Source organism: Methylobacterium sp. UNC300MFChir4.1 (assembly GCF_900110155.1).
Classification (GTDB): domain Bacteria; phylum Pseudomonadota; class Alphaproteobacteria; order Rhizobiales; family Beijerinckiaceae; genus Methylobacterium.
On record NZ_FOCS01000047.1, the window covers coordinates 1 to 21,080 of the forward strand.

Sequence of the window (21,080 nt, forward strand, 5' to 3'; positions counted from 1 at the left end):
GCCTACATCGCGCCAGGCTCACCGTGGGAGAACGGCTTTGTCGAAAGCTTCAACGCGCGATTGCGGGATGAACTCCTGAACGGCGAGATTTTCTACACCCTGAAGGAGGCACAGATCATCATCGAAAGCTGGCGTCGGCACTACAACACGATCCGCCCGCACGGTGCGCTTGGCTACAAGCCACCAGCGCCGGAGGTGTTCGTGCCAGCCACGACCGCTTGCCCGACTGCGCTCGCCCGACCGGCTCCGGCGGCCAAGCTACCCGTAGAGCAGAGGCCGACCCTGCACTAATTTTGAACTCGGACCACCTCGTGGGGGCAGGTCATTGCGATGGTTCCGGCTGTCGTCCCCACGCCGCCCCTCGTGGCGGCCGCGCCGCGCAACAGCGGCTCGCCCGTGCTCCCATCGACCGTCCCCGCCGCGCCGGCCGGTCCGACCGTCCAGACGGGCGGCCTCTGGGCGTCGCTCAAGGCCCTGTTCTCGAAGAAGGCAGCCTGATCATGGAATGGCAGAGCATCGCGGGTCAGCTCGCGCAGATCGGGCTCCCCGCGCTGGGCGGCCTGTTCGGTGGCCCGCTGGGCAGCACCATCGGCGGCCTCGTCGGCAAGGGTGTGGCGGCGGCGCTGGGCGTCGAGCCGACCCCGCAGGCGGTGTCTCAGGCGATCGCGGCAGATCCGAACGCGGCGGCCGTGAAGCTGGCGCAGATCGAGGCGGAGACCAAGGGCCGGGAGGCCGAGCTCGCCGACATCGCCAACGCCCGGGCCATGCAGATCGCGCTCGTGCAGAGCCACTCGTGGGTGCAGAACATGCCCGCGATCCTGACCCTGCTCATCATCGCGTCCTGGATCACGCTGACGATCGCGCTCTACTTCGTCCAGGCCGAGATCCCCGAGCGTGTCTACCAGCTCCTGAGCCAGGCCTACGGCGCCGCGAACCTCGCGCTCGGCACTGCCATCGCCTTCTGGCTCGGCTCGTCCCGCTCCTCGCAGGTCAAGGACACGCAGATCACCGCGCTCCTGCCGGCGGCCACGCGCCGCTGATCCCCGCATTCACTCGCCGGGCTCTACCGAAGCCCTCACGCCCGAGGAGAGCCCCATGGCCTACCAGATCCCCACAGCGGCGCGTCTCGTGTCCGCGCCAGTCGTGTGCCGCATCCTCACCATGAGACAGTACGACCCTGACCCCGCGATCGACGCTAGGATCCGGCGCGCCGTCCGCTACGGGCAGACCCGATGGGCCGAGATCTGGTTCTCGGTGATCATGTGGGTGGTCGGCCTGACGTGCTTGATGCTGTGGCCGACCTTCGTCGGTCCGCAGTACCGGATCATCACCTCCTACGTCAGCGAGTCGACGGCCGGTGTGATCGCCCTGGCGGTCGGCACCGCCCGGATCACCGCCCTCTACATCAACGGGCGGCGCGGCCGGGAGACGTCGTTCATCCGGACGCTCGGCTGCCTGGGCGGCTTCCTGTTCTGGCTCGCCATGGCCCTCGGGTTCGCCATGGCTTTCCCGCCGCTCTCGCTGAGCGCCGGCATCTACTCCGTCTTCGCGATTGCCGAGCTGCACTCATCCGGCCGGGCGGCCGGCGACATGGCTGCGGAAGACACCTTCGGCTTCAGGAAACGGAGAAGGGCCAGTGCCGGCAACAGCACAGCAGCTTGACGGGTGGCCGGGAATCGTCATCGCCCTGTTGGGCGCGGTCGCGGTGGTGCTGGTCCCGCTGACCGGCTTCATGAAGGAGTGGTGGGGCTACAGGAAAGAGGTGAGGGCGGCCGAAGCGATGAAGCCCGAGGTCGCGCGCGACATCAGCGCTGTCTCCGGCGGGGCCGTGTTCGACAGCATCGCTCTTGCGGACCTCGCCAAGGCGATCAACGGTCTGACCGCTGCCATCGTCGCGGACACGGCTTCCGAGGAGGCACAACACACCAGCCAGATGACGGCCGCGCTGACCCGGTTCACCGAGGTCATGGACCGGTGGGAGGACGACCACGGCCGGCAGCCTCGAGGAAGGCGCTGACCGAAACCAGACAGGAGAACGTCCAGCCCGCCCGGCTCACCGCCGCGGCGGGCTTTGTCGTTTTGGGGTGGCTCAAGCCTCGCCGGGCTTCGGGTCTGCGTCGCGGCACAAGCCGTCCCGGCGCAACTCCAGCGCCTCGAACAGTCAGGCCGATTCCTGGATCAGGTCGTAGACCTCTCGAATAGGCGCGCCAGCTCGGACCGCCTCGTCGAGGCGCGCGTCAACGGCTGCCTTCCTCACAACCGTCTCTCCAGTTACGAACGCATCCCGCGGCGTATCACCCGCCATGAGACTTCCGGCCCTCCGATTGAAGCCGATGCAATTCGTAGCTGACCATCCCGATGACACGGCGGCTTTCGTCTACCGATCCAAGTATTATTTCGGCTAGTTGATTTTGCTGATCGACCAGCATGGCGTCGATTTTGTCTTTAAGGAACGACGCTTCATTCAGAGCAGTTTGCATCCGCTCAGTATATACTGGGCTGATTTGGCGCGGGTGCGCGGGCTTTACTGGGGCAGATGCCGCAGCGTGCGGATGAAATGCGCGGTCCAATCTGATCACGATGGATCGGTCATCGCCGCCGCTGATCTGCCGACCTTCCTCATGAATGGCGGAAGGCGCGCCAACCTCGACGCTGGTGTAGTGGCCGAATATCCGATCCCATCTATCTTGATTGCCGGTCCACTCCGTGCCTCCGATCCAATCAAATGTAAAAACATCGACCCGCTCATCGAGGTTTTCGTCGCGGATCATATCACCCCAGACGTTGGCGTGATGGACGTAAGCGATCTTAAATCGAGTTTCCGGATAAGTTTTGCCGATTACGCCCGCTAATTCGTTGAGGCGAGAGTATCTCATCGGTTCATCTTCTAAGCCGATGTTGGCAATAGCATCGGTCTTTTCGCTGCCATAGCGGACAAAAAGAACTGTTCCCGCGGAGACATTTCTCTCGAACGACCGGGACTTGTGCTGCATCTTCGAACGTAAATTGACAAGCGAAGGGACGTCTACAACGGCCTTATCATTCGCATCGCGCTGAAACTCGTGATGATAGCAAATTCGATATCTGCCATCGACGGTCGAATGGCCATCGGATATGGCAACGATATTGCGCCCGATCTCCTCAAACCGGCTCTCTATTGCGTCAATGACAGACTGAAATGGAGAGACTGTCCATTCAAACGGACCTGAGCCAGCTTTGCCGAACACTCGATCTATTTGGTATCGCACGGCGCAATGAGCGCCGAGGCTAATAACCTTGCTAAATGGAAATGCGAGGCCGTACATATTAAGCAGCACTTCTTGTCGCGCGTTCCGAAGCTAAATCACGCATCGCCTTCTCGATACGATCCGCCTTGGCTTTGTTTTCGCCGTCTCCGCGATTGCGAAGATAGCCGACGTACTCCATCGGCGTGCCCAGGTTCGGATCGGTCTCTTCCAAGATGGCCCTAGCTTTCGAGATCGGATCCGGTTCGTCCGCCGGCACCGCTACGGCATGAGCAGCGATCATCTCCTGCGGCGGCATCTCGGGCGGCGTCGAGCCGCCCGCATTCGCATGCCAGAGCGTGCGGGTTCTGCTGCATCCCGGGAGGGCCTGAGCCTCGAAGCGCCAGTAGGCGCCATTCGCCCACATCAACGTCGGCTCCCTGTAGCGCCCGCCGAGTACCCACACCCGAGCGCTGGAGTCGGCATCGGGGGCTGTCTCGATCGACACCCAACCCGAGGATGAGCCGACTTGATCTGCGCCCGCACTCATCCAGTCGCCCTTAAAGATGCAAACCTCAGGGCGCGCCGCCTATCATACGTTGCAGCGGCGTAAATTATCACAGGTTGTTTTTTGCCGGGCGCTCATCGCTCAAGGGGCAATTTGGCAGGAGCAGCGGCACCTCGGACACAGGCCAACGAACGGCTGATCCGCCCGAGGGGGGCACGAGCGGCGGCGCGAATCTGATCGGAACCGCTGGGCCGCCTGCGCGTAGTCTGGCCTTCTGGTCCTCAGCACGAACCACCTTGAACCGCCCGGCTCCGGCCGCGGCGGTTTTTCTTTTCGGATCTGGGCTTCACGGATGTCGAAGCTTATCGACCGCATCAGCCAAGATGGGCAGCGGGATCTCATAATCCGCATGCACACCGCCGACATTTGCAGGGTGTCCGCAAAGAAACTCCATTTGGAAGCCAAGAGCTCCCACTTGCGCGTTGAAAGCGCCCCAATTGTTGAGCTCGGGGTGCGCGAGGATGAGTAGTCTCACCGACGGATCGCAGAAGATGACGTTCTGAAGCGCCGATCCATTGGCCGCGACGATGTGGCTGGCTTCCTGGAATATCCGGACTTGCTCCGCAAAGTCGTAGTTCTCGATGATGATCGTCTCGTAGCCCTTTTTCGAAAGCAGCCCCGCGACATCCGTATCGTTCACGAGACGACGCCATGTGCTGGTCCTGCGCGAGAGGAATATCTTGCGGTGCGGTCCAGACGGCTTCGGGAGTCCACGCTCCACGCGCGCCTTGATGAACCGGTAGGACTGAGGATTGACCGCGTTCAGCGCATTGATCTGCATCCGGTGCGGCATCAGGTGGACGGGAAAGAAGGTCAGGGGGCAGGAATACAATAGCCTGCGGGCGCGTACCGCACCGGAGCGCGGAAGCCTGTAGACGTCGTTCGTCGTGATCAGGCCGAGCAGATCGTAATGCGACTGCGGCATGTCATCGTCGACGACGATCGTCGAGGCTGAGAAGCTCGCGTGCTGTTCCAGAAATTCGAGCCGCGAGATGTAGTCGGACAGCCAGTGCCCATACGCGTTGCTCGCGACGCCGCACAGCATGACGGCGCGGTCGAGCTCGATGATATCGTATCCGCTGATATCGAGGGCGAAGCTCGTGCCAGACTTTCCGATGACGATCCGATCCGAGGCGTGGAGCACCTTGCGCTCCTGCTGAGGACTGCCGCCGGTCTCATTGAGGGCGCCGCCGCTCGACAGGAGGACAGTGTTGGACCGGGCAAAGAGCGTCGCGTCGATCAAGCTCGGGAAGCGGATCGGTCGATCGGGGAGGTGCGTGATGTTCGGCTCGTGCGGCTGACCGAACAGATGCGGCTGGCCGATCGGCGTCCCCTCCGCGAATCGGAACGCAGGATTTGCGGAACAGTCGGCTGCCGACAGGGTCGACGGATGGACTTGGCGAGCGACGAAGGCGCCAGGCCTGACACCGCCGCCGGCGGCGGGTCCGTGCGTCAGTCTGGCGAGGGCGCGTTCGTAGAGCCAGTAGAGCAGTCGCCTGTCCGCGCGGTAGGCGGTGCGGGCGCGGTCCACAACGGTCTCAATGTACCGATCGCGATCCTGCGGCGACTTCGACGCGCCGAACGCCCGCAATAGGACCGGCACCACCGTCAGGCCTTCGAACGCGGCTTTCGCGCGATCGTGGTCGCGGGGGGACCGGCGCGAGAATTCCGCGAGGCACTCCTGCAATCGCAGGACCGACGCCCGTCGCTCCTGCGCAGCGGCGTCGCGTCCGGCGCGTCCGCGCACGCCGTGGATTCCGATCAAGGCTTGGGTAGTTGCGTAGCAGAGAAAGCCGCGCACAGCGCTACCGCGCCCGCACGATCGACGCATCTGCTCGGCGTAGATATCCTCAATGTCCGTTCGGCGCTTGCCGCGATAGGCGAGCGCGAACAGGACCGCGGGTGAGGCAATCAACAACGCGGCTTCGAAGCGCTTGCTCAAGGAACGAATGGGTTCGCCCAAACCGTAATCAGCGAAATGTTCTGCCAGATCTGCGCCACTAGCAACAACATCTGGATACCGGTCTTGGTAAAACTGGCGGTCCATTAAGGACCGAATAAGAGCAATTTTTGTCCGTCTGAAGACGCCCATCTGTATACCCAGCCAGGACCGCGCTCGCACGATCTTGGTGCAGCCCTAGGTGGATATTATGGTGCTGGCAACATCCTAAAGGCGATAGCGCTGAGCCTATCGGCCCCGTCGGCACGGCCGCGCGGGGCCTTTCCATCCGTCGGTCGCCGCATCACATACTCGCGCGCACGCCCCGCGGAGACATGCCGGTAACCATTCGAGTGCACTGCTGCGCTGCAACAGCGAGAGCCATGGTGCCCAGCCGGCAACCCACCTTGCCCCGCCCCATGACGGCGGCGCCTTCAAGCCTCGAGACGACGATCCTTGAGGGGAGAGCCGCAGGTCTCGGCGGATGGGACGCGCGCGCGGCTATGGCTCGTGCGGCCGAAGCAGCTACCTGCCGTCCCGATGCGCCTGCGATGCGCTTGGCCGCATAGTCCTGCCTGGCAGCATCTCCCGTTGATCCGAGCCCGCCCGGTCCTCCGGCACGGGTTTTTTTGTGCCTCGCACCCCCCGAACGGCTGATGTCGCGGCGCCCGCTACGCTGCTATCCCGCCAGCGAGACTCCACACCTTCAGCCCCGCCGGCACAGCCGGACGGGGCTTTCATCGGCTCGCGCTGACCCAGGTGAGTGTGAACGAGGCGCCATTGTGCGACGGTAGACCATCGCTGGCAGATTGCCTCGGGCGCTGGCGGCCGAGAGTGACGTGCGCTCCCGCCCATCAGCGGGGACTGTCATGTCACGCCTCTTTTTTGATTTTCACGATGGGCAGGCGTTCCTGCGCGACCCTATAGGCTTTGAATGCAGTGATCGTGAAATGATACGGAATGAGGCCGTGCGAGCTTTGTCGCTCATGGCCAAAGAAATCATTCCCGAGAATGGCGAAACTCAAGCCTTTACGGTTGTCGTTCGCAATGCCGCCAACGCAACTGTCTACACAGCCACCGTATAGTTCGCTGGCCTCTGGCTGGGAGAACTCTCAATCTCTCCTAGCGAACAGGACCCGTTCGATTGAACCGGTGATCGGTGCCCTCTCTGATCGCTTGGCCAAGTTGCGTCCCGGCAGCAATCAGCGAACCGTCTGCGGCACCTCGGGTTTGAGCCAGAGGGGGGCTCCTTGATCCGGAGGCGTGAGTGTCGCGCTACTTCATCAGCACAGCCAATGGCCACGAAGTCGAGGACGAGGAGGGCGTGGAGCTATCCGGCCGGGAGGAACTGCGCACCATTCTTCGGAGGACGCTGACGGCCATTCTCCACGATGAAAGCGCGAACGACGGGGCAACGGAGTGCAGCGCGCGTGCCTGCGATGAAGATGGCCGCTTGGTGATGCAGGCGCGGGCCAGCATCGACATTACGGATCCGTAGGGCGCTCGGCTCACACGCTGGTGAGATCGGACGCTTCCCCGCCCCGTGAGCAGATCGGGGCGGGATTAGCCTTTTGAGCCACGCCGTATGATGCCGATTTCGAGGAAGGTAGCACTGACGAAATTCTATACAAATTGATCAGCGGATTCTTTCGGACTAAAGTATTTGCTTCGTTGCCAGAGATTACCGTGGCTGTGGTCCCATCGAAATTTTAGAGCCCACGAAAAAGTCGACGTCCGCATCGCTTTTCATGTTACCGGTGTATGCGGCGCCGAGAGGGAAATCCTGCAATAAGAACAAGACGCCAGCATCGTGCAGCGCATTCAAGGCTTCGTATTCACGCGGGTTTCTGCTTGGCCGTATCGCCGCCTGAAACGGAATAAAGCCACCAATGATATGGAAGCTCGTGTTAACCTCCCACCTTGCAACTTCGAATATGCCAACGATTTGGTGCGCGTAAAATGAAACCTCTGGATCCCCGTTGATGACGACTATATTTATACTTCCTGGATTTTTCGACAATGCGTCAATTGCCTTTTTGCCGGCCGCCTGACCAATTCGCCTCCAGGCAAACTGAGCTTCTAATCTGGCACGCTCCAGCGCTTCGTGTTCCGCTCTGGCCAATGCTTCCGCTGCTCTTTCGTTCGCTTTTCCTGCTCTCTCATTTGCTTCGCCGGCAGCTCTATTGGCAGCGCCCGCGTCTGATTTAGCTTTGCTGATTTCGATTTTGGCAGCTGTTTCGGTCGCGTCACTGATGTAGTAGGAGATCACAGACGATCCGAACGACGCCGCGACCGCGAGAGCTCCCGCGCTTGCCGTTACGAACCAAAGCCAGAAGACAACGGTCTGCCAGAAGCCGAGAGAGAAACCCCACAACATGACCGCCTCCCTAATTGCGTTGGCGATCGGAGTTGGGGCATGGGGAGCTATTGCTGCGGCGATGCTTTGGTTTGCTATCTACCAAACCAAACGATATCGTAGAGATCGTCGAAAAAAGTGATTTTAGATTGAAATCTGTGTCCGCGAACTGCATGCTTTATTCAACTCATAAGTCGGATCTTGCATCTCAGGATGACCGGGATATTCAAATCGCACAAGCTGCCTAGCCGCTTTTTGTTAACCTTACGTCCGTACCGCCGCGGACATGTCAGCCAGCCTCACTGCCGCCGACCTTCCGCCCACCGTCGCCTCCTGGCGCGACCAGATCGAGCGCCCGTCCGAGCACGCCTCGCCGTGCTGATTGATGCTGCTCAGGCCGATTGAGACGGGGCTAGGGCGTCTCTGCAAAGGGGTTCACAGGCCGCGGGATCGGCCCCATGTGGGCTTGATGCGACGCTTTGAACTGACCGACGCGCAGTGGGAGCAGATCGCCCCGCTGCTGCCTCCGCAGAAGCCGCGCACGGGCCGGCCTGCGGAGGATCACCGCCAAGTGCTCGACGGCATGCTCTGGATCCTGCGTACCGGTGCTCCCTGGGAGGACCTGCCAGCCCGCTACGGGGCGGTCGGAACCGTGTCGAGCCGGTTCTACCGCTGGCGCAAGGCCGGCGTGTTCGACCGGGTGCTGCGGCGGCTGCAGGCGCAGGCGGACGCGCGCGGCGACCTCGACTGGGACCTACACTTCGTGGACGCCACGGTGGTGCGCGCCCACCAGCACGCCGCCGGGGCGCGCCGGTCCGGCGCCATCGGGGGGTGAGGCGACCGTCGAAGGCGTGGGCGAAGCGCTCGGGCGCAGCCAGGGCGGGTTCTCCACCAAGCTGCATCTGCGCGCCGAGGGCGGCGGCAAGCCGATCGCGGCGGTGCTGACGGCCGGCGAAAGGCACGAGCAGTTCGCACTGGACGCCTTGATGGACAAGGCCGCGGTGCCACGCTCGGGGCGAGGCCGCCCGCGCCTGCCGCCCCGTAGGACGGCAGGGGACCGGGGTTACTCCAGTCCGCCGGCGCGTTGTCGACTCAGGCAGCGTCGGATCGAGCCGGTCATCCCGACCCGCAAGGACCAGCCGCGTCAGCCCGACTTTGACAAGGCCGCGTACCGCGAGCGCAACAAGGTCGAGCGGCTGATCAACCGCCTCAAACAGTATCGCCGCATCGCCACCCGCTACGAGAAGCGGGCTGCCAACTACCTCGCCATGGTCACCCTTGGCATGACCATGCTCTGGCTCACATGAGTTTGCAGAGACGCCCTAGTGCCGTCAGCCCTAGATCGGGCGAGCGACTTGGAGCGCGGATCTGATTGCTGCCCGCCGGCTGCCGGCCTTGGCCGTCGGCTCTTTGAAGGTCGCTGTCGCATGCCGATCCACCTTCACGGCCGCCGTGAGGTCGACGATGCAGCCGGGGGCAAGTTCGAAGGCGCCGATCTTCGGATTGGCGATAAATGCCTCGATCGCGACATTGAGTTGAGACCGCGTGATCATTCCAGCGTGAAGAAGATCGCCAACGGTCTCCAGCTGCGATCTCGACGAAGCCACTGCGCATCCCGCTCGATCTGAAGGCTGGGCCAACCGATCAGACTGATTTTGGTTCGCCGCCTCATGTTTGATCGGTTTCGAAACCCTTAAGTGGCACCCCGAGTCAAACCTGGGAGATCGCGGCCAAAGGGCGCTAGTTCTCATCGTCGTTCACGGCAGCCATGGCCTGCTCGCGTCGGTGGATCTCCTCGACTAGGGCGTAGAGCAGCATGCGCGACGCAGTCTGCATTTCCGGCGGGCCGTAGCGGAGGATCTTTTCGTAATTGGCGATGCAGGCCTGTGCCATCGCCTCGAAATCGTCCCCTGCCGTCATCGCTCGCCCCCAGTGCGCAGACGGAACTGGCTCCCTAAGATTCAATTTCTAAGTGATTAATGTGTGGCAGTTCATCGCACCTAGGTAGAGCCTATGAGAGCAGGCAGGGCATCCCTTCGACCGCTGGGTTGGTCGACGCCTTCGTGTCGTAGGATCTGACGTTGGTGGTCATGAGCGAGGCAGATCAAGGACCCATGGGCCCCGCCCAAAGCAGCGAGCTTCTCAGTCGCATCGCAGCTGCACTTGACGTTCAGCCTGCTGCGCTTCTGAGCAACGAGCCTCTGGAGATTGAAGCTCGTGATGCTTGTGAGCTGCTGCGGCTTTGGCATGGGCTCAACGTACCCGCGAACCGGCAGAAGCTACTGGCACTCGCTCGCACGCTCTCACTGAGCGAGAGCGCCAAGTGACCTGCGATGCTGCAGGCAAGATGTCGGCTGCACCCAGGTTGAGCGGCCTGCTCTGATCCAACCGCGATTCCCCCGCAAACCGATGGCCTGACAGCCGAAATCGGCGGCCATTCACATTCGTCGACCGGTCGCGAAGATCGTCGGCGCGAACACCTCGAAGCACGCCGCCGGCCGCCAAGCAAATCCCGCCGTTGCCGCCTGGCGTCCCCTACACGATCGAGGTCTGGGACCGGATCGGCGGCAAGCTCGAGCTGCACCTCGCCATGATCTACCCGCTGACCGTGGCGATCGCCGCGTTCGAGGCCGCCTGCCTGGAGTGGCCAACGAACGAGATCACCCTTCGAGATCGAGCGCGGATCGTGCGGAAGCGGGAGCTGCCGCAAAGGTTGGCGAGTACACCGCTTTCGTGACGGCTCTCGGGTACTCCATCGAGCGCAATCGATCGCTTTCGGACGGGCGGTTTCAAGCAGATCCGTTCTCGCGCGAAAAACCGGAGAAGCAGCCATCGCTGCCCCGGTCATCTGAGAGCCAAGTTAAACTCAGGCTACGAGCGAGACGCGGCAATTGTCTAGATTTACACAAAGAGATGGTCGTGACTCATCATCTGCTTCTGATAGAGATTCATCCAGAACAATCAGCCTTAAATATACATATGTGCCGCTAATGCAACAATTAGATACAATCTTCGGCGATTAAGATTGTGAGCGATCGACTTGTGCTATCCCGCAGAGGTTCTACCACTGGTGGGGGCACCATGAACCAAATCAGGATCGCCGGCGTAGGCTCATCGGTCGACTACACACGTATGACCGCCGCTCTGGTGAGTGCGTACGTCAGGCACAACAACGTCCCGACATCGGATCTGACTGCGCTGATCGCGATCGCCGCTGATGCTCTTATCAGCCTTGAGGTCTCCGAGGCGCCACCCGCTGAAGGCGCTGGAAAAGCTACGCAGACGGAGATTCGAAGCTCGATCACTCACGATGCGCTGATCAGTTTCGAGGATGGCAAGCGCTACAAGACGCTCAAGCGGCACCTAACGACCCGTTGCCTGACGCCGGAGACCTACCGGGCGAAATGGGGCCTTCCTCACGACTACCCGATGGTGGCCCCTGGCTACTCCGAGAAGCGATCTCGGATCGCCAGTAGCTTGGTGCAGGCTCGGTATCAGCGCGATCCCGGTCCAAAAGGCGCAGCCGGATAGCGGGTGCTTTGCAAAGCTTCGTGCCCAGTCGTGGAGTTTGCGAAGGGGCCGAAGCGAGATGGCTGATCAGGGTGGTTTCCTGCCCGTCCGCTTCCGGGCAGCGAAGGCACGTAAACAGACAGCCTTCGCTGCGGTGTCCGACCTATTCTGATCGGGCATGCGCGCGCTCCGGCCAGCGACCAAGATCCGCTCGGCTTTTTGGCGCCTAGCAAGCCTTCAGGACACCCAACGCAAGCTCCAGAAGCTTCTTCGAGATCTCTAGCGTCTACCACGATCACCTTAGAAACTCACTGCCATTCTTGAATGGTCGAGGCGCGATTTATCTACGTCTCGCATCCGATCCTGTCGCGACTCACATGGCGGATGAGCGCCAAGGAGAGGCGACTTCGGCCGGGTCCGGTCTAAGTGAGAGACGCAGTACATCGCACTCATCATCTGCCTTCGAACGTTCTATATTTCTCTTCAGAAACATTCGCGGCCTTGCCATACCGTTCTAACATGGGTTGTCATGCTGCGATGCAAAATTGGCAAGTATCTCATTTGTAATGGTTTTTCATGTGCGTCGCTCCCCGCGTCCGATCGAACTCACGATCACACCTCCGGTAGAGCCGGCAAACCTAGTGTTGCGAAAATACCGCGCCCTGAGAGAGATATATTTCGGGATTAAATGGCATTGCTGTCCGGAATCTTTCCGGCATGATCTGAAAGCAGCGGGCCTCCTCAACGTGAGAGCTTGCTGGAGCCAGCCACCAAGACGCGGGCCCAACCAACAAATGAACAGGCGTGATCCGGGAAACGAACGTCGCCACGAGATGGGTCTCGAAGTTTTGGGGATATCGATGAGGTTTTTGAAGCACTCGCTGCTCGGGTCTGCTGCCGCGTTCGCGGCCGTAGGCGCAGCCCACGCCGCCGACCTCCCGGTCAAGAAGGCGGTCCCGATCGAGTACGTCCGCGTCTGCGGCGCGTACGGCGCCGGCTTCTTCTACATCCCCGGCACCGACACCTGCCTGCGTCTCTCCGGCCGCGCCCGGTTCGAGGGCGGCTACATGACCAGCTACTCGCGGCAGGGCACCAACGGTGACACGTCGGGCTACCAGGGCCGGATGCGCATCAACCTCGATGCCCGCACCCAGACCGCCTACGGCACCCTGCGCGCCTTCGTGCGCCTCGATACCGGATCCCGCACCGGCTACTCCGGCGTCGGCACCTCCGGCACCCAGCAGCGCATCGCCCAGGCCTTCCCGGGCCTCGGCATCGACCAGTTCGGTCGCGCCCAGCAGTTCGTGAACGTCGACAAGGCCTTCATCCAGTTCGCCGGCATGACCGCCGGTCGCGCCTCGTCGTTCTTCGACTTCTACGCCCACGACTTCGAAATCATCGGCAATACGCTCGGCTCCGACGTCGCCTCGACCAACCTGCTCGCCTACACGGCCACGCTCGGCAACGGCCTGTCCGCCACGATCTCGGTCGAAGATCCGGTCTTCCGCCGCAGCCCGATCTTCTCGCAGACCAACAACCCGGGCGGCGCCACCGTTAACGCGACGATCCAGAACTTCGCTCAGACGGCCGCGCCCGCCGAGGTGTTCATCGGCTACACCGGCGGCGTGCCGACCCGGTACAGCTTCGTCGACGCGATTCAGCGCTCGCGCATGCCCGACTTCGTCGGCGCCCTGCGCCTCGACCAGGCCTGGGGCTCGGCTCAGGTCTCGGCCGCCGTTCACGAGCTGAACGTCGGCAACGTGCAGAGCGGCGCCGGCACCGGCACCGGTTCGAACATCAGCATCCCCCACACCAGCAACTCGTACGGCTGGGCGGTGCAGGGCGGCCTGAAGATCAACACGCCGTTCATCGCGCCGGGCGACGCCCTCTACCTGCAGGGCGCCTACGGCTCCGGTGCCCAGATGTACACCGGCTACTGCGCCTTCAGCGGCTGCTACTCGCAGAACCCGGCCACCATCCAGGGGCAGAAGTTCGCGCAGTACATGGTCGACGCGACGATCAACCCGTTCTCGGGCCGACTCGAGCAGTCGACCAGCTTCACCGCCACAGTGTCTTACCTCCACTACTGGTCGCCGGAGTGGCGCTCGGCCTTCTTCGGGTCGTACGGTGAGATGAGCTACGGCAGCGGTGCCCGTCTGGCGCAGGGCGCGGCGTTCTCGCTCGCCAATCCGGCCGGTGCCAACTCCTTCGGCGTGAACGCCGTCGGCGTGCCGGGCACCCGGTTCTTCCAGCTGAGCGAGGCGCTGCGCGACACCTACCAGTTCGTGGCGGGCGGCAGCATCATCTGGTCGCCGGTCAAGGACCTCGATATCGGCGTCGAGGGCTTCTACACCCAGGTCGGCGTCAAGAACGGCCGCGTGATCGACCGCGACAAGACCCCGACGGCCTACGCGAACGTCGCCGGCATCAACAACGGCACCTTCGTGCCGCGGACCACGACGGCGGACAGCGTGTCCACCTTCCGCTTCCGCGTCCAGCGCGACATCTAATCCCAGATTGAGACCGGTTCGCTCTCCAAAGCTTCCTGGTCTTGATGTCCCCGAGCAACGGGACCCTACTAAGCCCGGCCTAACGGCCGGGCTTTTTTGTCCCTTGATAGACCGACATCCACTCCGTGAAGCTCCGGATAAACAGGCCTCGGAGTAACTGGATAACATCACCAGATCAGAGGTCCGCTTTCGGGAATGGTGTTAGCCGCATTGAGCGGCTGCGTCGGGTCGATATGAGGCCGTCCGCTTTTCCGGCACACCTGCTCCGAAGCAGCCATTCCGCGTACGGCCACTTCCGGCCTCGCTGGCTGGCGCCACTGAACGGCTAGGTTGGGTGCTTTTCTGCCGGTCTGCTAACGGGCGATAAGGTAAGGAAGCGGACGTGGTTGCTCCGCTCGCTCCCGAACCATTGCAGATCCTTCGTGGCCATGGCTGAATGTTCTGCAGGGCGGCCGAACAGGACGAAACGATCTACCATGAGGTGTCCGGTGGCGCGGAGCTTCTGCGTTGGTTGGGTCGCGTGTCGAGCTTCCACGACGCTGAGATTTTGAGCCTCGATCTTCGACGCAAAGGGCAGAGCACGCTACGCCTTCATGGTTGGATCACGACGGACAAGGTCGGCGAGGGTGGCTTCCTTGTGCTCGAACGGCAGGCCATCGTGTCGTTTGCCCTCGACGGGATTATGGACCTGCAACTCGATGGTTTCAGCCAACAGAACGTCATCGGTGGGCTGATCCTGCGCCGCGCGCCTGACCGCCCAGAGCGGCGGGGTCATCTTGCTCTCGATCCGCTACCAAGAGACATCGAGATCGAGCTTGAGCCCTGCTACGGCTTGGATGGTCTGATCCCTGCGCGCTCCGTCTCAATCACCCTCCAGCCGGGTGCGCCAAATACCATGGACGCATGAAGCTCAATTTCCAACTTTAGCAAGCTTCAGTGGGTGGATGAGACAATGGGATTGGCCGATCGTAAGATAGACCACGGTCTTGGAGCGGCGCGATGTATGAGGCATTGCTAGTGGTTATTGGCGTCGCGGTGGCTCTGGATGTTTTAGCCGCAGTTTTCTACCTTTCTCAGAAGCCGCGCCGTCTTGGTCGAAGGCGATGGCTGGCAAGTGCGTCAGGCGAACGCGACGACCCTACGAAGCATTGGCCCGGCGACCCTAACTCGATGCCGTAATACTGCAAATAGCGCTGCCGGACCGACCGCTTTCCGCCCTGAGCTGTAGCCGCCGAAGGGCCGATGAACGACCGCTCTGGAGAAGTGCTGGCGGGGGTCCCGGCGGCCGGATCGGGTCGAAAGCCGGAGGACCGCTTAGGGTGGAAAGCCGGCGGTCCGCTCTGGAGCAGCAAGCGCATCGAAGCGGACGTCGCTGTCCCACTTAATTCCGATCCTAGGCTGCAGCAGTGCCGGCCGGATCAAACGTGGTCATCACTGGGCGGAATGCCATGACCAGATCAGGGTCGAGCTGGCCTGTCATAGACTGCACGATCCCGTAGGCCTCCACGCCCGGCATCGGTGCCCGGTAGGGCCTCCGCTCGATCAGCGCGCCGTAGATGTCGCAGATCGTCACCAGTCGGACGAGGTCCGGGATCTCGGATGCCCGCAGCCCGTCCGGGTAGCCCGAACCGTCGAGCATCTCATGATGCGAGCGGACCACCTGCAGCATCTCCGGCGAGAAGCCGCTATCCACCAGCATGTCGTAGCCCAGCGCCGCGTGCGTGCGCATCACCGCCATCTCTTCGTCGGTGAGCCGCCCGGGCTTGTTCAGGATCGCGGTCGAGATCCGGGTCTTGCCGACGTCGTGCAGCAGCGCCGCCTTGGTCAGGCGGTAGCTGTCCAGCTCGACAAAGCCGAGCTTGGTCGCGAAGGCGGCGGCGAGACCAGTGACGATCAGGCAGTGCCGGTGCGTGGCCTCGTCGAAGCGCTGTACCGCCCCGATCCACTCGCGGAGGCCACAATGCTGCACGGCTCTGGCGATCAGGCCAGTGCCGGTGCTCGCGGGCTCGGGCGTGACCATCTGGCCGGAGAAGAAGGTCCTGTCGAAGAACTGCCGGGCCTCGTCCGCCATCCGGGCAGCGACGGCGGAGCCACCGACCTCCAGAAGGCGGTCGATCCGAGTCAGCAGACGCTCGAGCATGGTCAGGGCCGGGAGGATGTCGGTGGGAGCGAGGAGTCGAGCCTGGGCCTCGGCGCGGGCGGCGTTGCCGTGGGTCAGGAACAGGAAAGGGGCGCCAGCCGCGCGCAGCGGCTCCAGCATCCGCCGCAGGCGCAGAATCGCCTCGGAGGTGAGTTGGGCGACGTCGCCGACGATCAGATCCGGCTGCACCGACGGCAGGCTGTCATCGTACAGGTCCTGGACGGTACAGCGCCGGGTTGGGCCGAGGGACCGCGCAAGGCGGCCGGTCCGGGCCAAGTCGTCAGAGATCAACAACAGCCTGCCCAAGCCGGCCTCCATCGGATGATTGCCCGGTCCTGTGCTCGGTCCCAAGTCGTGGGCGCAGTCAGAGCGCGGCCGGAAATCGATGGGCCGTGTTGGCGAGGCCCTGTGCGCTGCTCGCGAAGCTCTGTGCGGTGTTGGCGAGGCCCTCCGCCTTGACGACGAAGCCTCGCAGGGCTTCATGCATGTCCGGATCCTGGAGACCGGGCTCAATCAACGTGAGATCCAGGTCTCCGATCGCGCGTTGAAAGGCGCGGGTCAGTTCGAGCAGCGTGTCGCCACCAGCCTGAATGTGGGGGGCTCGGGGGCCGAGATCCGTGCCACGCGCGTACGCGGCAGCGAGTTCCGCGTGCAGTCGGTCGGACTGGTCCGGGCGGCGGGTTCGGACCGAGAGGACGCGGATCTCGGGCATGGTGACCTCAGGCGGCGCGGACGGTGGCGAGGAAGCGGCTGACTTCAGCGCCGAGATGCTCGGATTGCCGCGACAGCTCCGAGGCCGCCGACAGGACCTGGCCGGCGGCCGCCCCCGTCTCCTCCGAAGCCTGTGCCACGCCCGCGATGTTGCCCGTAACCTCGCTGGCGCCTACCGCCGCCTGGCTGACGTTGCGCACGATCTCCTGGGTCGCCGCCCCCTGCTCCTCGACGGCGGCCGCGATCGAGGTCGCGACGCTGTCGATCTCCCGGATCCGGCCCGTGATCCCGCCGATCGCCGTCACCGCCCGCGCGGTCACACCCTGAACCTCGCCGATCTGGCGCGCGATCTCCTCGGTCGCCTTGGCGGTCTGCTCGGCCAGCGCCTTCACCTCGGTGGCCACCACTGCGAAGCCCCGCCCCGCCGCGCCCGCGCGCGCCGCCTCGATCGTGGCGTTGAGCGCCAGCAAGTTGGTCTGGCCGGCGATGCCGGAGATCATCCCGACCAGGTCGCCGATCCGCACGGCGGTCTGGCTGAGCGCCTGGACGAGGTGGGCGGTCTCATCGGCCGCGCCCACGGCGGCCTGGGCGAGATGGGCCGAGCCCTGCACCTGCCGGCCGATCTCCTGGACGGAGGAGCCGAGCTCTTCGGCCGCGGCCGCGACTGTGTTGACGTTGGTGGCGGCCTCCTCTGCGGCGGCCGCGACGGTGGTCGACTGGCTCGCCGTCTCCTGGGCGGTGGCGGTCATCTGCTGGGCGGTGGCCTGGAGCTCGGTGGCCGACGACGAGACCATGCCGACGATCCCGCCGACGGCGCGCTCGAAGCCGTCGGCGAGCTCGACCATGGTGCGGCGGCGCTCGGCGGCGGCGGCCGCGTCGGCGCGGCGCTTGACCTCGGCCTCCTCGGCGGCCTTGCGGGCGACCATGGCCTTGATGCCCTCGACCGCCTTGCCGACGGCGCCGATCTCGTCGCCGCGGGCGGCCTCCCGGATCTCGGCGTCGACCTCGCCGCGGGCCATGCGCTGCAGAACACCGACGAGGCTGGCGAGCGGGCGCGTGATACCGAATACGACGATCAGGGCAGACAGGGCGACCGTACCGAGAAGACCAACCGCAGCAGCGGCAATCAGGACCACCATCGTCGTTGCCGCCGCCTGCTCGGCATTGTCGCGCGCCTGCCGCAACTCGGCCGTCAAGCGATCGATGCGCCCTTGAACGAAGTCCCGGACCTTGCCGCGGGCCACGCCCCCATCGGTCAATAGGACGCGGATGGCAGCGTCGTTATCGTTGCTGAGACCGAGGGCATTCGACTTGTCCAACGCGGCGAAGAAGTTCTCGAGCAAGCCCTTGAGCGACTGGTTCGTTGCCTTGCGATCGGGGGAGTCAGCCAGCGCGATCAGCGTGTTCACATCATCGAGGGTCGCCTTAACCGCATCGTTATAGCGTTCCCGGTATTTGGCCATTTCGTCCTGGCGTGTCTCTATGATGATATTTCGGGCCTGGACTGCGGCCTCGTTCACACTGACCCGGACGCCTAGGATCTTCTCGAGCCGAACTGCTTGAAGGTCGACAATCTCCCGCGTCTGTCTTGCGAGGGCGTCAAGATTGGCAGTGGCGTAGACAATCAGAGCGGCGGCCACTGCCGCCATCAATAGGATAGGAGCGATCGACTTAAAGAGAACCTTGGTGCTGCGCAGCATGATGTGACACCGGGCGACATAACGAAACCAGTGAACATCTACCGATGTAGGGACTAAGAGATAATTAAAATCAATATAGAACGGCTCCCGTTTATGACACGAAATCGGTCATTGAGGCCCGAAAAAACTTTGGTCTGGTGCGACAATATGTGCCGCGAGCGGGCTGCGAAGAATGGGTTTCATTCGGATTGGATGGCGATTCAACTCGATACCCCAGGGGCTATGCAGGCGGCTTCCTCCCTGGGCACCCCATTGTGCACCAAAGCAACTTCCTGAGACGCCGCGTGGAAGATCTGCAATTCAAGCATGTCGGCAAATCTGCCGAGATAACAGCCAGTGCGCCCGTGGGGCGCGCGACTCATGAGTTTGAGGCAGTTGGGGTGGTCCGCCGCGGCGACCGGCATGGCCGTGGACCGAGAGCTCCGGATCGGGAGCTGGTGAATAAAAAAGAAATCTGCAATCCTGCTGCCTAGGCGGCCCCGTTGAAAGCCTTCTTCCTGCGATCACCGTGTTCAATGCATTTGACGACCGGCGCCAAATATTGCTTGACGCGCTTGCCTGTAATGAGTCTTTCTCAAATCACCTGATTTGATGGCGCCGCCCCGGACAACCGAGATGCAGACCCTGTTCTCAACAGAAGGAATGCATAGACAAGACAGTTTTAAGATCTGGCGCGAAACGCTCTGCGATCGCAGTCTGCTAATCGAGCTGGAGCGGCTTGAAGATGCCCCGTTTCAGGCCAAAATCGAGGTCGCGACTGTAGGCTCGCTCAACTTAACGCGTCTCTCGCAAGGAGCTGTGCGAGCCAATACGTCTCAAGCCATGCTCCGGCGAAGTGATCGAGGGAGCCCCTTGATCGTCACTTTTCAGCTCGCGGGTGTCTTGAGGAGCCTTCAGGATGATCGGTCTTCGGAGCAGCGCGCCGGCGGTCGCCGTCTCAGACTTCAGCGCCGCCAGCACGCGCGGGCGGAGATCCTGGCGCGGCCGGCCGCCTCGAGGCGATGGGGCTTTCGGCATGGCACCGGGCTACCGCGAGTCGCCCTCCTCGGCCAGTCTTCGGCTCGCGATTACGCCGCCCTATCAAGGAGGCGCCGGAGTTCCGACATCAACTTCGGTCGCCCGAGCGGCTTCTGTAGCCAGCACGCCGTAGCGTATCGTTCGGGCATACCTCGTCGATCGTAGCCGCTCATGAAGCAGAACGGTACACCGTCCGATGTCAAAGCATCCGCCACCGGAAAGACCTTTTCATCGAGCAAGTTCACGTCAAGGATCGCAGCGTCGGGCCTGTCCTCTTCGAGAAGATCAAGCGCGGCCTCTACCGATGGAGCAGGTCCAATAACCGTCGCGCCAGCAGCAACCAGCTCTCCTTTTAGGTCGCTGGCGATAAAATAGTCATCCTCGACGACGAGAACGCGATGACCGGCGAGGAAATCTTTAGCCATTGGCTGCTTCTCACGCGATTGATCGGCGAGATTAAATTGCCGACACCGCTTGCATCGCCATCAAAAGATGTTTTGAGCCGCTCGCTCTGACGCCTGTTTCGGGGTAGCTCTGCCGCCGGCAGATCTCAAGGTCGCCCATCCTCGACGAGTCCGCGGCTGGCGGCGAGGCGCCACAGGTCCGCGTCCGAAAATAGGAAGTCGCCGATCTGCCAGCATTCAAGCTCGTCGCCGATCGGCGTCACCGCGACGCCGGCAGCCCGGCGATGGCTTCGAGAACCGGGTCAGTGTCGTCGGTCATGAACGCCGGGTAGCCCGAGCGGGAGGCCAGGCCATCATACATTTGATGGACTTGGGTCGGCCTCTTCGCTCATGCCGCTACCCCAGAGCGATTAGCATCCACGTGCGCGCCTTGGCCATCAGGTCGCCGTCGCCCGCTGACGGGTCGGACGCGATCACGCGCTTGATTATCTGGCGCGCCTCGATGCCGCTTATCCCGATTCCCTGCGCGAAGCCGCTCAGCCGCTCCATCAGACGATCGACGGTCGCCGTGCGGTCGGGATCGGTGTCGCCGCTCATCCCTTCACCGGGTGCGCCAGCAGGATCGCGGTCTGGACCATGTTGCGCTTCCAGGCGGCCTTGTCGGTGCTCAGCGCCTCGGCGGCGCGGGTATTCGTGCGGAGTGTCTCGACGAGGTCGAGGGTGCAGCCCTTCGCCAGCGGGTACGATTCGGTGGCGAGGTCGGCGAGCACCGCGTCGACCGCGGCGTCGATCTCCTGATCAGTGACCTCTGCGGCCTTGCGCAGCTCGGAAACGGTCGGGGGTTCTCTCGCCATGGCGACGGCCTAGGGCGTCTCTGCAAAGGGGTTCACAGGCTGGGTGGTCAGGCCCATGTGGGCTTGATGCGACGCTTTGAACTGACCGACGCGCAGTGGGAGCAGATCGCCCCGCTGCTGCCTCCGCAGAAGCCGCGCACGGGCCGG

General features: G+C 63.0%; 24 protein-coding genes. 12 read left to right on the forward strand and 12 right to left on the reverse strand.

The features are described from left to right. The 5 genes from BMY19_RS29340 to BMY19_RS29355 form a co-directional block, all read left to right on the forward strand. The coding region (locus BMY19_RS29340) for an integrase core domain-containing protein (protein ID WP_139215736.1) at positions 1 to 291 on the forward strand (291 nt) is incomplete at its 5' end. Positions 292 to 330: 39 nt separating this feature from the next. Further along, on the forward strand, positions 331 to 498 hold the full coding sequence (locus BMY19_RS31080) for a hypothetical protein (RefSeq protein ID WP_170863082.1): 168 nt from the start codon (positions 331 to 333) through the stop codon (positions 496 to 498). 2 nt (positions 499 to 500) lie between these two features. After that, complete coding sequence (locus BMY19_RS29345) at positions 501 to 1,040, forward strand: hypothetical protein (protein WP_100253798.1); 540 nt, start codon at positions 501 to 503, stop codon at positions 1,038 to 1,040. A gap of 55 nt (positions 1,041 to 1,095) precedes the next feature. Beyond that, on the forward strand, positions 1,096 to 1,662 hold the full coding sequence (locus tag BMY19_RS31085) for a hypothetical protein (protein ID WP_244535070.1): 567 nt from the start codon (positions 1,096 to 1,098) through the stop codon (positions 1,660 to 1,662). Continuing rightward, the gene (locus BMY19_RS29355; protein ID WP_100253799.1) at positions 1,637 to 2,017 is read left to right on the forward strand and encodes a hypothetical protein; all 381 of its coding nucleotides are present in this window, start codon (positions 1,637 to 1,639) and stop codon (positions 2,015 to 2,017) included. Before BMY19_RS31085 ends, BMY19_RS29355 begins: the two co-directional genes overlap by 26 nt. Positions 2,018 to 2,294: 277 nt before the next feature. On the opposite strand, the gene BMY19_RS29360 is transcribed toward BMY19_RS29355, so the two are convergent. The 3 genes from BMY19_RS29360 to BMY19_RS29365 form a co-directional block, all read right to left on the reverse strand. Continuing rightward, entirely contained in the window at positions 2,295 to 3,305 is a 1,011-nt protein-coding gene (locus BMY19_RS29360) for a DUF1796 family putative cysteine peptidase (RefSeq protein WP_100253800.1), read from the reverse strand. Between the two features lies 1 nt (position 3,306). Next, positions 3,307 to 3,654: a hypothetical protein gene (locus BMY19_RS30680; RefSeq protein WP_139215737.1), complete on the reverse strand. Its 348-nt coding sequence runs from the start codon at positions 3,652 to 3,654 to the stop codon at positions 3,307 to 3,309. A gap of 424 nt (positions 3,655 to 4,078) precedes the next feature. After that, complete coding sequence (locus BMY19_RS29365) at positions 4,079 to 5,734, reverse strand: glycosyltransferase family 61 protein (protein WP_170863083.1); 1,656 nt, start codon at positions 5,732 to 5,734, stop codon at positions 4,079 to 4,081. 866 nt (positions 5,735 to 6,600) lie between these two features. Between BMY19_RS29365 and BMY19_RS29375 the strand changes: the two genes are divergently transcribed. Together BMY19_RS29375 and BMY19_RS29380 are read left to right on the forward strand one after the other, a co-directional pair. Next, positions 6,601 to 6,816, forward strand: coding sequence for a DUF6894 family protein (locus BMY19_RS29375; RefSeq protein WP_100253802.1), 216 nt, complete (start codon positions 6,601 to 6,603; stop codon positions 6,814 to 6,816). 182 nt (positions 6,817 to 6,998) lie between these two features. After that, positions 6,999 to 7,229 carry a DUF6894 family protein gene (locus tag BMY19_RS29380; RefSeq protein ID WP_100253803.1) on the forward strand — a complete coding sequence of 77 codons (231 nt, stop codon included), beginning with the start codon at positions 6,999 to 7,001 and terminating at the stop codon, positions 7,227 to 7,229. A gap of 183 nt (positions 7,230 to 7,412) precedes the next feature. Here BMY19_RS29380 and BMY19_RS30685 read toward each other — a convergent pair whose 3' ends face one another. Further along, positions 7,413 to 8,108, reverse strand: coding sequence for a hypothetical protein (locus tag BMY19_RS30685; protein ID WP_139215738.1), 696 nt, complete (start codon positions 8,106 to 8,108; stop codon positions 7,413 to 7,415). Between the two features lie 448 nt (positions 8,109 to 8,556). Here BMY19_RS30685 and BMY19_RS29385 point away from each other — a divergent pair. Then, positions 8,557 to 9,394 (forward strand): IS5 family transposase gene (locus BMY19_RS29385; RefSeq protein ID WP_100253815.1). Its coding sequence is split into 2 segments (ribosomal slippage): positions 8,557 to 8,913 and positions 8,915 to 9,394, totalling 837 coding nucleotides; the frame shifts between segments, so codons are not numbered across the junction. Positions 9,395 to 9,424: 30 nt separating this feature from the next. Here BMY19_RS29385 and BMY19_RS29390 read toward each other — a convergent pair. Both BMY19_RS29390 and BMY19_RS29395 read right to left on the reverse strand, forming a co-directional pair. Further along, positions 9,425 to 9,694 (reverse strand): hypothetical protein, encoded by a 270-nt coding sequence (locus BMY19_RS29390; protein WP_139215739.1) that lies wholly within the window; start codon positions 9,692 to 9,694, stop codon positions 9,425 to 9,427. A 133-nt stretch (positions 9,695 to 9,827) separates the two neighbouring features. Then, positions 9,828 to 10,007, reverse strand: coding sequence for a hypothetical protein (locus tag BMY19_RS29395; RefSeq protein WP_100253805.1), 180 nt, complete (start codon positions 10,005 to 10,007; stop codon positions 9,828 to 9,830). Between the two features lie 598 nt (positions 10,008 to 10,605). Here BMY19_RS29395 and BMY19_RS29400 point away from each other — a divergent pair. The 4 genes from BMY19_RS29400 (at position 10,606) to BMY19_RS29415 (ending at position 15,014) form a co-directional block, all read left to right on the forward strand. Next, positions 10,606 to 10,824: a hypothetical protein gene (locus tag BMY19_RS29400; RefSeq protein ID WP_210186940.1), complete on the forward strand. Its 219-nt coding sequence runs from the start codon at positions 10,606 to 10,608 to the stop codon at positions 10,822 to 10,824. A gap of 344 nt (positions 10,825 to 11,168) precedes the next feature. Beyond that, positions 11,169 to 11,618, forward strand: coding sequence for a Ros/MucR family transcriptional regulator (locus tag BMY19_RS29405; RefSeq protein ID WP_100253806.1), 450 nt, complete (start codon positions 11,169 to 11,171; stop codon positions 11,616 to 11,618). A gap of 839 nt (positions 11,619 to 12,457) precedes the next feature. Next, complete coding sequence (locus tag BMY19_RS29410) at positions 12,458 to 14,107, forward strand: porin (RefSeq protein WP_100253807.1); 1,650 nt, start codon at positions 12,458 to 12,460, stop codon at positions 14,105 to 14,107. 520 nt (positions 14,108 to 14,627) lie between these two features. Then, positions 14,628 to 15,014 carry a hypothetical protein gene (locus BMY19_RS29415; RefSeq protein ID WP_244535071.1) on the forward strand — a complete coding sequence of 129 codons (387 nt, stop codon included), beginning with the start codon at positions 14,628 to 14,630 and terminating at the stop codon, positions 15,012 to 15,014. Positions 15,015 to 15,500: 486 nt separating this feature from the next. Here BMY19_RS29415 and BMY19_RS29420 read toward each other — a convergent pair whose 3' ends face one another. The 6 genes from BMY19_RS29420 to BMY19_RS29445 form a co-directional block, all read right to left on the reverse strand. Further along, positions 15,501 to 16,553, reverse strand: a complete 1,053-nt coding sequence (locus BMY19_RS29420) for an HD-GYP domain-containing protein (RefSeq protein WP_244535072.1) — start codon at positions 16,551 to 16,553, stop codon at positions 15,501 to 15,503. 58 nt (positions 16,554 to 16,611) lie between these two features. Next, the gene (locus tag BMY19_RS29425) at positions 16,612 to 16,959 is read right to left on the reverse strand and encodes a hypothetical protein (RefSeq protein WP_100253810.1); all 348 of its coding nucleotides are present in this window, start codon (positions 16,957 to 16,959) and stop codon (positions 16,612 to 16,614) included. Positions 16,960 to 16,966: 7 nt separating this feature from the next. Next, on the reverse strand, positions 16,967 to 18,658 hold the full coding sequence (locus BMY19_RS29430) for a methyl-accepting chemotaxis protein (protein ID WP_100253811.1): 1,692 nt from the start codon (positions 18,656 to 18,658) through the stop codon (positions 16,967 to 16,969). A 1,067-nt stretch (positions 18,659 to 19,725) separates the two neighbouring features. Further along, positions 19,726 to 20,100 carry a response regulator gene (locus tag BMY19_RS29435; RefSeq protein WP_083916298.1) on the reverse strand — a complete coding sequence of 125 codons (375 nt, stop codon included), beginning with the start codon at positions 20,098 to 20,100 and terminating at the stop codon, positions 19,726 to 19,728. A 375-nt stretch (positions 20,101 to 20,475) separates the two neighbouring features. Then, complete coding sequence (locus BMY19_RS29440; RefSeq protein ID WP_042674848.1) at positions 20,476 to 20,676, reverse strand: hypothetical protein; 201 nt, start codon at positions 20,674 to 20,676, stop codon at positions 20,476 to 20,478. After that, a complete protein-coding gene (locus BMY19_RS29445) occupies positions 20,673 to 20,933 on the reverse strand; it encodes a hypothetical protein (RefSeq protein WP_100253812.1) in 261 nt (86 codons plus the stop codon). Before BMY19_RS29445 ends, BMY19_RS29440 begins: the two co-directional genes overlap by 4 nt. Positions 20,934 to 21,080: the final 147 nt, after the last annotated feature.